The 12,717-nt window shown below is 55.9% G+C and carries 8 protein-coding genes and 1 pseudogene; 8 read left to right on the top strand and 1 reads right to left on the bottom strand.

Annotated elements, in window-relative coordinates:
• Positions 1-284 precede the first annotated feature (284 nt).
• Positions 285-3,542 carry an AAA domain-containing protein gene (locus QCL65_RS06635; RefSeq protein ID WP_407315461.1) on the bottom strand — a complete coding sequence of 1,086 codons (3,258 nt, stop codon included), beginning with the start codon at positions 3,540-3,542 and terminating at the stop codon, positions 285-287.
• 60 nt (positions 3,543-3,602) lie between these two features.
• Between QCL65_RS06635 and QCL65_RS06630 the strand changes: the two are divergent.
• From QCL65_RS06630 to QCL65_RS06595, 8 genes and pseudogenes are all read left to right on the top strand, one after another.
• Positions 3,603-3,823, top strand: a pseudogene (locus QCL65_RS06630) (transposase); the annotation flags it as partial.
• A 909-nt stretch (positions 3,824-4,732) separates the two neighbouring features.
• Entirely contained in the window at positions 4,733-6,280 is a 1,548-nt protein-coding gene (locus QCL65_RS06625; protein WP_407315460.1) for an MASE1 domain-containing protein, read from the top strand.
• Between the two features lie 895 nt (positions 6,281-7,175).
• Positions 7,176-7,949, top strand: a complete 774-nt coding sequence (locus QCL65_RS06620; protein ID WP_407315459.1) for a hypothetical protein — start codon at positions 7,176-7,178, stop codon at positions 7,947-7,949.
• 31 nt (positions 7,950-7,980) lie between these two features.
• Positions 7,981-9,117 carry a type IV secretion system protein gene (locus QCL65_RS06615; protein WP_104534797.1) on the top strand — a complete coding sequence of 379 codons (1,137 nt, stop codon included), beginning with the start codon at positions 7,981-7,983 and terminating at the stop codon, positions 9,115-9,117.
• Between the two features lie 43 nt (positions 9,118-9,160).
• On the top strand, positions 9,161-9,679 hold the full coding sequence (locus QCL65_RS06610; RefSeq protein ID WP_407315458.1) for a DUF4189 domain-containing protein: 519 nt from the start codon (positions 9,161-9,163) through the stop codon (positions 9,677-9,679).
• Positions 9,680-10,056: 377 nt separating this feature from the next.
• Positions 10,057-10,587, top strand: coding sequence for a hypothetical protein (locus tag QCL65_RS06605; protein ID WP_407315457.1), 531 nt, complete (start codon positions 10,057-10,059; stop codon positions 10,585-10,587).
• A 65-nt stretch (positions 10,588-10,652) separates the two neighbouring features.
• Positions 10,653-11,243, top strand: coding sequence for a hypothetical protein (locus QCL65_RS06600; RefSeq protein ID WP_274339151.1), 591 nt, complete (start codon positions 10,653-10,655; stop codon positions 11,241-11,243).
• A complete protein-coding gene (locus QCL65_RS06595; RefSeq protein WP_407315456.1) occupies positions 11,240-12,622 on the top strand; it encodes a hypothetical protein in 1,383 nt (460 codons plus the stop codon). The genes QCL65_RS06600 and QCL65_RS06595 overlap by 4 nt, the downstream gene beginning before the upstream one ends.
• Positions 12,623-12,717 lie beyond the last annotated feature (95 nt).

The raw sequence follows: 12,717 nt of genomic DNA, 5'->3' as shown, positions 1-12,717 counted from the left end.
GAACACAAGCGCCGCCGGCCCTGCAAAGGCTGCAGCCCCTGCGATCTTGATCGGAAGTAATCGGGGCAGACCACGATATTGATACTGACGGGGAAGTCCAAAACTGACTCTACCGTCAGTAAGTGACTGCTCTTGGCCGATTCCTGCCGGTCAGGGTCGGCCAGCGGACTGGTCAAATCCGATGCAAACGACTGGTCAAGTCGAATGCAAATAGGTGGTCAAGTCCATGCAATTACTCACAGCAAAGCGAAAAGTCCATCCCGCTATGCTGCTGTGAAAGCCAATTACTCGTGGGGCCGAATATCCTGAATCGGTAGCAGATCCATCACATCACAAAACAATGGCCGATGTTTCCAGTCATTCCTGTCGCCAATCACATAGAGGCGCCGCTTGGCGCGCGTCGCCGCCACGTTCAGCAGGTTTGGTTCCGAAACAGCCCAGTTGCGAGCGCCAGATCCTGCCGTGTTGCCCCCCAGTACGACTATGACGACCGACGCCTCTTTGCCCTGCATAGTGTGGATGGTGCCGGACACCATCTTGCCTGGGAGCATGCGCTTTAGGTTCTGCTGCACAGCCTTGAAAGGAGTGATGACCGAAATATCTTTCGCCTCTACGCCATCGCCATGTAGCCGCTTGAGCAGGTCTCGTAAGACTTGGCCTTCTCCAGGCACCCAATTTCCTTCGGATGTGCCACTGATATGTATCCACCCTGTCGGCAGACTGGCGCGGGTTTCTTTGTCGGCGCGCGGCGCGATCGTTCCATACACCATCGCTCCGTCGTAGGCGATACGGTTGGCGAGTGCATACATGGGCCTGTCGCAGCGGCGATGCACGACCAGTGGCAATCCTACCCAAGACTTGCCACCGGCAGGCCCAGCCATGCGCCCCCAAGGGGTGGCTTCGTCGGCCAGTACCTGCGCAGATTTTTGGTTGGGAATCCAGTGCGCATCAACGCCGTAACGTGTACGCATGTGTTCTAGCACTGCATCGGAGACGGTGACTATGGGCTTGAGTTGCAGAGGGTCTCCAACCAGCAACGCACGCCTGGACCGCCATAGCGCACCGACTGCAGCTTGAGGAGCGGCCTGACCAGCCTCATCCACGAGTAACCAGCCAATTTCACTTGCGCCCAATGAGCCAAACGAACGAGCGAATGATGCAAAAGTGCTGCTCAACACTGGAACGACCATGAACAAAGAAGCCCATGCCGAACGGATTGCGTCGCGCGACATCCCTTGAAAGCGTGAGCCACCCAACATCCCGTTAATCATGAACAAATTAGAGCGCAGTCTTGAAGCTTCCAGCTCGAAGAACGTCCGGTGGAGCTTCAATGCCTGGATGAAAACCCGCGCCCGTGCCTTCCGCCAGCCTTCAATGCGCCAGGGCTCGGCCAGTTCAATGACATCCCCACGTCCGATAGCATTGTCTTTCAACCAAGCGAGCAGATGGTCAGCCTGATGAGTGGTTGCGAGTTCCAAGGCATCGCTCGTAAGCGTTTTGTCCTGCTGCTGCGATCCCTGAAGCACTCGACGCGCTTCAGCGATTTTTCCTTCCACCTGGGCCTTATCGCTATCAAGTTGTTGGGTGAGGCGCGTGATCCGCGCGAACTCAGCCTTAGCGATGTCATGCTGGCTTTCTAGCAGTTCCCGAGCGGTCCTCCAATCGCGTCGAGCATTTCCGAGACTGAATAAATTTGACCAGAAACCGGGCTTTTTTGGCAGCTTCTCAAGCGCGTCAATACACTTCTTGAGCGCCATGTTGGCGGGGCCACCTTCCTCGTTATCCAAGCGCGAGAGTTTATTTGCTACCTCAATCAGCGACTGTTCGAATGCCCGTAGTTTTTCGGAGTCTTCGGCAATTGTCTTCCTGATTTTTAGGATGGCCAAGATCAGCTCACGAATTCGACTGGCGTCATTGCATGCTTTGCGTTCTTCCGCCTTGACCGCCTCGTAGTCAGACACAGCTTGCTGCCACAACGTTTGACGTTGCTCTGGGGAGCGGACTGCATTCGCCTCAGCACTCACATTGAGCCAGCCCCAAAAACCCTTCGGGCCCTTGTCCTCCTCGGTTGGTGCATCTTCGCTCTGGTACTCGCTATCGTCAGCCTGCTCCGTCTCAGCAGAAGGAGTCGAAAAGAGTGCCTCCACGTCGACTTCCTCATCAGGCTCTACCTCAGTCTCGTCTTCTACCTCCGCAGAAGCCTTGTCTTCGCTGCCAAACGGGAGCTGACCATAGAAGTAACGATCGACGAAGTTGTTGCGTCGTGACTTGCTCCCCAATGCACCAGAAATCAATCCCCACGCAGGTTTGCCCGAGACCAGTTCCCCCAGCTCGGCGAAGTACTCTGCTTCTGGCAACCAGCTTTCATCAATTTTGTCTCGCTGAGGCAGTTCGAGCGTGACATTTTCCACAGCACCGTTGTTGGATGAAGCGACCACGATTTCAAAGCCATACAGTGCTGGGTTGAGCTTGAAACTGTGTTGCTGCTTACCGCCGTCGTTGGCAGATTCGCGTCCGTTGCTTGCGAATGCATCGGAAGCGCGGCGTAGATTGGCTAACGCATCGGCGCGACTGGTGATAATCGCTGCAATCAGGTCGCGCAACAGCGTCGTCTTGCCCGTGCCAGGTGGGCCGTTGACGCCAAGCAACCCTTGACCATCGGCAAGGGTGGACTGGATTGTATTAACGGCTAGCTGTTGGGAATGCACTAGGCCCAAATGGTGTTCTGTAGGCCAACAGCTACTAGCATATGCATCCGGCATCAGTCGTCCCATCAATGGCAGCGACGCACGCTGATCGTCCATATGCAGGCGAGGCTTTGGATCGTGATGACGCAGGTACTGATCCAGTGGTTCGCTTTTCACCCCTCTGGAGATCGCATCGGCGACATCTGCAAGATCGTCCAGCAAAAAGCTGTTCAGCGGATCGTCTTCCGACTCGGGTTTGTCGGGCTTGATTGGTTGTGAGCGAAAGCGAAAAAGATGGTGGTCCATCTCACCAAAAAAGTCCCCCAACCCCAGGAACTGGAGGGTCCAGTGAGTCAGTTCGCGCAAGCCTTCGCTTGATACCTCCCCCTCGAACTGACTGTTAGCGCGCTCCCTGAGGGTCTTTTGGTCGGTCTCGAACCCTCTAGTCCAATCTTTGCCGGTCAACACCCGCCCAAGAAACCACGCTTCGCTTGATAGAACGAAACTGTCATCGACCAGTCGCCCTCCCGCCGTAAATTTTGCCGCAAACACGGCTGACTCACGAAACTTGGGTTCCTGGTAGCCCTGATCGGCGCCGTACATCGCATCGAGCTTCTCGGCAACAAGACGACTGTCGTAAAGATGAGCATAGAGCGTGTGGCTCCATATGCGCTTCTTAGGCAGCTCCTGCTTACCGATGATACTTTCCGGGGTCCACGGAAGCAGCGGGCGCTGAATTGGCGTGTTATGGATAAACGCTTCGTATGGATTACTGCGTTTTTTCAGCTTGGGTGCTGATTGCGGTTGCAACAACTCGACCGCGTGCCAGTACCGGACGATGCTTTCTTGATCCATCAAAATGACTTCCCCTAGAGCGTGTTATGAACTTTGCCCTTGTTACACTAACGTATACGGATGAAGCCTCGTAAGCCTCATCCAACCGACATTTCCGAAGAGGAACGGGCCTTTGCTGCGCCGTATTTGACACGAATGGATGTGCAGGCGCCACAGCGTAAGTAAGCGCTACGCGCGATGTTCAACGCACTGCGCTGGATCGCACGGGCCGGCGCACCATAGTGATTGCTTCCCAACGATTTCCACCTTGGGAGGCGGTGTATCAGCAACCCCAAAGTTGGCTGCAGAGTTCACTTTCCTGCGGGCGAACATACAAAGGTTGCGGGTTCACTTCGCACTGGCCGATGCGTAGGAACCCAATCGCACAGAAAGGCAATGCGCGATCCACATCGCGAACAGGAGCGTGGTGGTATTCCCGCAAAGTCTCAGAAGTATGTTTCTGAGTCAGCGGGCGATGCCCGTCAAGGCCTATAGCCCCACTTCGCGATGATGGCTTCCAAGATGGCTTGATTCGGTGCAGTCGCGCCTGGACATGTTGTCAGATATACCCGGCGTGCCGCCGCCGTGGCCGGTGGGTTAAAGGCCGGGCTCCATACCTGGATGGCGTGGAAGGTTGCGATCGGCGCCGCACATTCAGGAGACGGAGTGCCGAAGCCGGTCATGCTGGACATGCAAAGAAAGACCGAGCAAGGATCAGGCGCCTGGGCGCGAGCTGGGGCGCTCAGGCCAAGGCCTAAAGCCGCAGCCAGTGCGAAAGTGGCGGCAGTGGTGCGTGGCTTCATGACAAGTACCTCCCTGGTAGTGTTTGAAATGACGTGCTCGCTTAGATGTGGTGATGATGGCACGCTTTTACTTTGGCTGGGACGCCGTGCCTGGCGGCAGCGCTCTTTCGCAGCGTGACAGGGTGCCGTCCTCGTCACCGAAGAACACTGCTCATCGCGTGACCAAGCCGAATTGCATTCCAGGGCTCCCGCCAACTCCACGCTCCCCGCCACGGCCTCTGTCCATCTGACCAAGCCGAGGGGGCAAGGACGTCCATGTTTTTGCAGCAGGCTCTCTACATACCTGACGCGCATCTGTGGCGTACCCGTTTCACTGGGCTGTAGGGGCATGTACCGGTCTTGGTCACCCACACCGTTACGGCTCCCGCTCAGGTATGCTCTGGCGTCGTCAAAACTCAAGGTATTCCCATGGAAGGGCTGAAAAGTGTGACGCAGGGCCTGTTAACCGCTACGGCCTACTGCTTGGCGTTTCAACTGTCTTGGCACTGCTCACTGGATCAGTGGTACCTGCCAGCTGGCCTTCGGATCGCAGCGTTGCTGCTCGCCCCTTCTCGCTTGCTACCTTGGATACTGATGGGCGATGTCGCGGCGTTGCTCATGATTCGGGTTCCCGCGATCAGCAGTGTCGGTGTCAATCCTACCTGGGCCTACGCAAGCCCCTGGATCCTGGTCCCGGCCATTGCTCTGGTCCCTATTGCTATTCGGGCAAGGTATGGGGCAGTACATCGCGCAGGAGCGTCACTGATCCCGATGCTTCTGGTCACGGCAGTCTGGGGCGCGCTCTGCACTCTGGGGACCAACATCATGCTCGATGGACCTTCGTCGGCAATCAGCGGCGTCAAGTTCGCCCGTTTCGCTGTAGGTGACTACCTCGGAATGTTGATGGTGGTCCTGCCGGTGCTTCTATGGGTGCGCCGCCACGACGAAGAGACGCCCAGCCGCCTGACGCCTCATTGCGCACTGGCGGTTCTGGCGACTGCATTGATCTTTGCATTAGCAACACTGCCGCAAAGCAATGTTGCACGGTTGGGCTTAATGTCGTTGCTGATCGTTCCTGCCGTTCTACTCACCTGGCTGCATGGCTGGCGGGGCGCGGCCATCGGCGTTGTGCTGGCGAATACCGCTCTGGCATTTTCACTGCGAAATACGGGTGTGCTGGGGGCCTATGACTCAATAGGCTTTGTTGTGCAGGTGATGCTCGCAACAACGGCTACGGGACTATTCGTGCTGGGCGCGCGTATCTCCAGCACCCTTGCCGAAGTGCGCCTGCGTCTGCGAGGCGAGCAACAGGCATTGGATACGGCAAAACTGAGCTACCTATGGGCTGAGCGGGAATTGCGCGAGCACGTGATCGAGTACGTCGACATCGAGGTACAGATGAACCGACTACGCCGCGACATCGAAAGTCATCTCAAGTCACGCGGACAACATGAAGCCGCCATGCGGATGATTCGTACGGGCTCTATCCAATCGAAGATGCTGCACGAGTACATCAATGCTTTGTACCCGCTGGAGATCGAGACGCATGGGCTCTATCACGTTTTCCGTTCGCCAGGCTTCGCCAGTTCCAGTCACACAGAAATTCACCCAGTCATGCTTCGCGGCAATCCCATGCAATTGTCTGTTGGGCTGCAGCTTGCCGTCTACAGATGCACCCAGCAGGCGATTGCCTGTCTGCCTCCAGCAAGGCGTCATACCATCAAGGCCAGGGTCGGAAAACTGCGCGGGCTCCAGGGCATTGCTGTATCTATTTACGGGGATAAGCCAGAGAGCAAGCCTGCCAGTCGGACCGCTCTTGAGAACACAGCAGAGTTGTCCAGCAGGGTGCGCTCGTATGGTGGCACCTGCCGGCGCCACCATACGGGCAAGATCAGCTTCTTTGTTTCCGAACCAACAGGGACACGATCAATTTTTAGGTACGATGAGCCAGCTGTTACCACGCGGGAGTGTCTGTAGCAGCACCGTCATACCGTCTCCTTCATATACGACTGTACCGCTCGGGCGTGAACCCGCCGCCAGGATCGTGGTGCGGTCTGCATCGATACCAACCGGCATGACCCAACGGGTACCGTCGATCCACCCGATTGCAGTTCGGACATCGCCACTAGGGCCATTGACTTGCAGGTAGCGGATCCCATCTCGCTCGAACGTATACACGTGCAAGGTGCTGACAGCCGAGAGATCAGTAGCAGAGGGACGACTGGCCCCCAGCCCTGTTGTTGCTGCAGCGGGGCTATGACCGACATCCGGACAGCATGCCGCCGCACTGTATGACAGTGCCAGTCCTAGCAGTCCCACAGCCACTTTTGCAGTACGTTGGAAGTTACGCATCACATGTCCTTTCCCCTCGAAGAGGGAGTGCTCGCCTGCGGTCCAGGCAGCTGCGACGGTACGCGATCCAGAGCTTTCCTCGGTTGACAAATATCGTGCGGACTCGACCGGGCACGCCATTGCAGAGGGTGGGGAATTGCCGTTCCCGAATGTCAGATTTTTCCTACCCAGGCAACCTTGTCCCTTGAGGTGGCGGCCGCTAGACGATGAGAGGACGGTCTTGAGGAGAGCAGGTAGTGGCAATCTGCCTTGACCTATGCCAGAGTTCGACCCAACCTGCCTCAATAGCACATAAGGATAATGGCCCTAGCAGGCGCTCATCTCCGCACCCCCGGCGGCGTCTTTCTCGTCGCTGTGCCTGTGTCTGAACAAAAATTCTCTCGCTTCATGATTGCGTTACGCGCTTGACTCCCCACCACCTGCCTGGGCTGCCTATCGCCTTCCGGGCTGTGCCCTCTATATCCCTCGTTTTGCTATCCCCGCCATCCATCTGCACCCAACAAGACCGACGAGTCCCGCCATGAATGACCGCTCACGCCGCTCACGCCTTTCATTTTCACGTCTCGCCGTAGGCTTGTTGCTTGCGGCCGGTCTTAGTGTTGGGCCCGCGAATGCAGTGGGAGTGATTGTCAATGACCCAACGTCGATGGCGAAGGCCTTACAGGAGTACGCAGAGCAGGCTAAGCGATGGACCGAGACGCTCAAGCAGTATCAGCAGCAGTTGGATCACTATCAGCAGCAGCTCATCAAGCTTCAGCGGTTGAACCTAGGGACATCCACCATGGCTGACAACTTTGCCGAACGTCCAGAAGACTATGGCCTGGAAGACGACTGTCCGGGTGCCCCAAAGACTGGCCTCGCAGGGGTGCTCCAGCAATTCAAGTCTCTCGCCCCCAACATGAAAGGAAATATGGTGGAGGAGCAAATGAAGGTCTGCACACGCATGGTGCTGGCAAAAAATGCCAAGTACAACGAGTCGGTACGCATGCTCAAGCGCCTTATAGAACGCAACAACCAGTTTAAAGCGATTGAGGCGCAACGCGACCGAGGTGGCACCAGCCAAGGGGCGCTTGCTGCCAACGATAACGAAGTTCAGCGTTTCGTAGCACAAAACGCCATGGACCTGGACTACTGGCAGGCCCAGATGACGGCATATGACAGCTATATCGTCGGGCTCAAGGAAGATCAGTCGCGATTGGCCAGAAAAGCTTTGGATGGCGACCAAAATAGCTGGCTCAAACCGCTGGGACAGCTCGTGCAGGCCGCAACGCTGAAAGCCGCGTTATCCAATTGATCGCTACACCACGACAGACAGGCAGAAGGTAATGGACGCAATTCTCCACGGAGCGATGAACTGGTTGCAGCCTTTGGCGGATATCGGCCTCGGTGAGTTCGTTTTCTTCAAACTGGTCAACGACTACTTCAGCAACGAGATTCAAGAGTTCGGCTTGGAGTTGATGAGCCGCGCTATGAGGTGGGTCAGTACGATCGCTTTGACAGTGACCACTCTGTGGGTACTGATTCTGGGCTATCGCATCGCAACCGGGCAGTCGCGTGAAAGTGCAATGGCGACCATGATCAAGGCCGGCAAGGTCGCGATCATCATCAGCCTTGCTTCAGCTGTCGGGGTCAACGGGGCAATGCTGCACCAGACCATGACCCAAAACCTGGACAAAGAGATCCATGGTCTTTTTACGGGTGATGAAGACAGCACCGCCTCCGATGCTATTGACGAAAATCTTGCCTACACGCAGGTGGCGCTGACCGCGCTGGATGCGGTGCGCGTCGACCCAACCGATCCGGAGGCAATAGAGAAGAAAGGCCGCGCTGTATTGATGGCGGGCTTCGGCACCGCCAGTCCGCCGATGGCGGCTGGAGCGATGCTGCTGTTGTTCAAGTTCACTATGGCGTTCCTGATCGGGATCGGGCCAATCTTCATCTTGGCACTGATCTTCGACCAGACCAAAGACCTGTTCAAGAAGTGGTTGTTCTACGTGATCGGCACGCTGTTCTCGATGGCAATGCTGTCGGTGGTCACGGCGATGGTGCTGAAATTCACAGCAAAAGTAGCTGCGGCCTACTGGGCTGCCCAACTCATCACATTGGGCAATGCTGAAGGACTGTCTAGCCAAGCCCTACAACAGGGCGGTATCGGACTGGTCATGACCTTGTTGATCATAAGCGTTCCAACGTTGGCGGCCGCAATTTGGCAGGGTAATATGGGTACGTTCATGGCGTATTCAGCATTTGATCGTGGCGGCGCGGCGAGTCCTGGGCCGCAGGGGCAACCAGCTGGGTCTTATGTGCCGCAGCGCACAGCAGCTAGTGAGGACAGATCAGAGGCTAACGTTCAGAAAGGTGTTGGAACGGCTACCAGGACTATAGCTGGCGCAGACTCCAGTGAAACAGTTGCTAAAGGCTCACGAGGCTTGGCTGGACAAAATTCACGGGATCAAGCTTAGTTAGCTAGCTCGACCTCTTAGAAAACCGTACAAGGTAATGGAAATGAAAAATACGGTCCTGTTGGTTTTTTTGGTTTTTATAGGCATGGGCACTAATGCCCAAGCTGAGCAGGGCTGCCCGCCTGGGCAGTATCCCATCGGTGGACAAGGGGTGGCTGCATGTGCGCCAATTCCGCAAGAAAACTCTATCCAGCAAGAGCCTCGTGCGAGCGGTAAGTGGATAAAAACCTGGGGGGCTATAGCTAGTGACGGGGGGGATAACTTGGGCGTGGCAAAGGGCAAGTTGACAAAGTCAGATGCTCAAGAAGAAGCGTTGTCAAAATGCAAATCCGTGAGCGGAAAAGAGTGCCAAGTTGATTTCGTATACAAGAATCAGTGTACTGCGATAGCAGAGCCACATAAGAACGAAAGTGCTGTGCCAGGAATACTTTCGTACACTGGTGGCCCAACGGTTGATGTCGCGAGTAGTGACGCTCTTGCAAACTGCAATAAACACAACAAAGGTTTAGACTGCAGAGTGATATATCAGGCATGCTCTGAGCCTTATTTTCAAAAATACTGATCCGCTTCACAAGCCGAAAATAATTGCTTACTTAGGGATGCCCCATGAAAAAGCTTAGTCTATTTGCAGCTTTCATGTTGTATGCCACAGCTATCCAGTTACCGGCACAGAACGGCGGTTTCGATGAATTCCTTCCCTAATATAACAACGACCCATTTACCTTTCGCACAGTTGGCGTTCCAACGGACTGCTGGCTGCCGGTAAACCCTGCGACAGGCACTTACGTTGTGACCTATCCCACATGCTTCAACCCCGTCTCAGCACAGATGTCTGCACGCGCTTGCCCAAAAGCGTTTCCAACAGGCATCTCTTAAAGCTGGTCCCGTACCCCTGACCACGTTCGCCGTTAGTTCAATAGAGCTCGTAGGAGCGATGTAATGGATAGCGTGTTCTCGCCCCACACCGCACATTGGTACCGGTCACCCAAGGGCGTTCGGCGCATGTTGACTATCCTGCTGATGTCAACCTTACTGACCGCAAGCTTGGTTGTTCTTGCCTATCGAACTTCGTTCACGGTCCTGCTGGACCTTGCACAGTATGTGGCCACTATCTGTGCTGTATTGCACTTCGCTGTAGTGTCGATGCTGCTGAGTCTCATTGCAGGTGCTCTGAAAGTATGGAAAAAGCTGCAAGCAGACGGGAAAAATACCTGTGAATTGAAGCAGCTGCGTCGGGGCATAGTTAGTACAACTGCAATGACGGGTTTGATGTTTCTGCTAGCAGTGGGAGCGGCGTGTGTCCCCGCAGTGATGGAGATAATCAGACAAATCCCAGAGTTCGGGGTGGTGTTCGCTCTTATGATCATTGCCTTGCTGATACATGGCATCAACATCAACCGCGCCTGTCGACGACTGACCGACTCAGTCACGGCGGCGCAGCGTGCCGCACAACGCACGATGGCTGCATGAACGGGTATCTGAGGGTCAAGATTGTCGGCTGGTTTTTTCTAGTGCTCTTAGCAGGATGCAACCCCATGAATACTGCCTCTGAAAGACACGACACCGATTCGACCACCACCGACGGCGATCCGGTCTACCGCAAGAACCCGCATCCGACACAGGCGTACCGGATCACGATGACCATCGAGGATGCGCCGGGACCGTTTGAGTGGATATCAGGAACTGCGTTCTATGAAATGACCAACCACAAGCAATGCACGCCAATCGAGCCTATTGCAGGTGTCTGGAGCAAATCTAAAGAGGATGGAATACCCATCCATTTTAAGAAAATCAACGAATCTACATATGTGGCGACGATCTACGCAGATGGAATGGTGGATTCGGACTACTACGGCAAGGGCGTCTGCCGATGGGAGCTAACTAGCGCAGATGTTTCGTTAAGAGCTACCGGTAAGCATGAAGAAACACGATTTCAGCCAGGGATTTATAAAGATAAATTGCTTAGTGGCGAGCCGGGGGTGACATATTTCTGGTCTGGTGGATATCCGAAAGATGAAATGGATAACTATCCCGACTCTGGCCATTCGGACCCCACTCAGTTCAAAGAAAGTTTGCGCAACCAGTTGTTCAAAGTGACCCTGCTTTCCACCAAGGAAACGCCATGACTCTGACTGCGCAACAATATGCTGCTTTGGCGAGCGATGTTTATGACGAGCCACGCGAAACCGGTGAGAATAGTCGAACGGTAGATATCGGCGGTGCTCCATACAAGCGGCTCGAATACGTTGATAGGCCTTCTGGCTATCAGGGCATGATCTACAGGAGGGTCGACACAGGCGAACTTGTTGTCGCCCATCGCGGCACCGAGTTTGAGCGGCAACTCCAGCAGGATGGTGTGTCCGCGGATGGCGGAATGGTTGCAGCACGTCACAACAACCAGTCAGACGATGCAATTGAATTGACCCGCCATGCACTGGAGACAGCTGAGCGACTAGGCAAGCGTGACGGGCACAAACCCGACGTCTTTGTCACCGGCCATTCCCTGGGTGGCAACCTGGCCCAGGTCACCGCCCACCACTTCGGGCTCAGGGGCGAGACCTTCAACGCTTACGGCTCGGTGAGCCTGGATCGGCGCATCCCAGAGGGCGGCACCGACGTGATCAACCACGTGATGGCTGGCGATGCCGTCAGCGCTGCCAGCAAGCACTACGGCCAGGTCAAGGTGTATGCCACACCACAGGAGATTGCCACTCTGGAACAGGCTGGTTACGCCAATACAACCAGTGTTCTCGATGCGCGCAATCCGTTTGTGGCTATCCCACTGGGCGATTCGCACCGCATCCACAATTTCCTGCCAGTGGACGGCAGCGGTAAGCCGGATAGCTCGGTGCTGGAAAACCCTAAAGCGCAGCAGTTGGCGCAACAGTATTCGCCGATGATCGACAAGTACCGCGACGACGTAGCGTCGATGCGCCTCGGTGCCACGCTCGGTACACGCAGCATGCAGGCAATGACCTTGGCCGATGGCATCGATCAGTTGCGCGGCACGCTCGCACCCGGCGCAGGGCGCGCGGACATGGCAGCGGCACGCTGGGAGGAGGTACAGGAGCGTATGCAGAGCGAGTATGCGCCGACATATGTCCCGCCAGGCTGGAAGATACCTTTGGGTCCATCTGGCGGCGAAGTGGGTGCTCCGGCAGCACCGCGTGGTCGGTTCGACGAGCCTGCATCTGCATCGGTTCCCGACGATCCGCTTTACCAAGCCATCCACAGCAAACTCCCCGCCGGCACCTCTCCAGCCGAAGCGATGCACGCCACTGTCGAGGCCAAACGCGTGGGTATCCTGCGTGTCGATCAGTTGCAAAGCGTGACCTCGCATCAGGACGCGGTTTGGATCGTTGGCCAGACACCGGGCTTCCGGGTCAAGGTGGATCTGTCCGAGACCGTGCCTCCACTGCAGGAAAGCATCCGCCAGTCACAGGCCTTGGATGCTCAGCGGTCCCAGCCGGACATCGCTCAGCAGTCGCCGATGCGGGCGCTGTAAAGATCATTTAATAGAGCGCTATCACGTCAGTCGTAATGAAACAGGGTAGCCGCGTGTTCGCCGTTTTCGGCTTCAAGCTCATCAGATTGGGTAAC

Source organism: Pseudomonas sp. nanlin1 (assembly GCF_045571515.1).
In the GTDB taxonomy this organism is placed as follows: Bacteria; Pseudomonadota; Gammaproteobacteria; order Pseudomonadales; family Pseudomonadaceae; genus Aquipseudomonas.
Note: the sequence above shows the minus strand (reverse complement) of the source record. Positions and strands in the feature narration are given on the sequence as shown.

Coding starts and splice junctions, on each gene's coding strand:
- QCL65_RS06635 (WP_407315461.1), bottom strand. CDS start 3,542: ATGGATCAAGAAAGCATCGTCCGGTACTGGCACGCGGTCGAGTTGTTG.
- QCL65_RS06625 (WP_407315460.1), top strand. CDS start 4,733: ATGGAAGGGCTGAAAAGTGTGACGCAGGGCCTGTTAACCGCTACGGCC.
- QCL65_RS06620 (WP_407315459.1), top strand. CDS start 7,176: ATGAATGACCGCTCACGCCGCTCACGCCTTTCATTTTCACGTCTCGCC.
- QCL65_RS06615 (WP_104534797.1), top strand. CDS start 7,981: ATGGACGCAATTCTCCACGGAGCGATGAACTGGTTGCAGCCTTTGGCG.
- QCL65_RS06610 (WP_407315458.1), top strand. CDS start 9,161: ATGAAAAATACGGTCCTGTTGGTTTTTTTGGTTTTTATAGGCATGGGC.
- QCL65_RS06605 (WP_407315457.1), top strand. CDS start 10,057: ATGGATAGCGTGTTCTCGCCCCACACCGCACATTGGTACCGGTCACCC.
- QCL65_RS06600 (WP_274339151.1), top strand. CDS start 10,653: ATGAATACTGCCTCTGAAAGACACGACACCGATTCGACCACCACCGAC.
- QCL65_RS06595 (WP_407315456.1), top strand. CDS start 11,240: ATGACTCTGACTGCGCAACAATATGCTGCTTTGGCGAGCGATGTTTAT.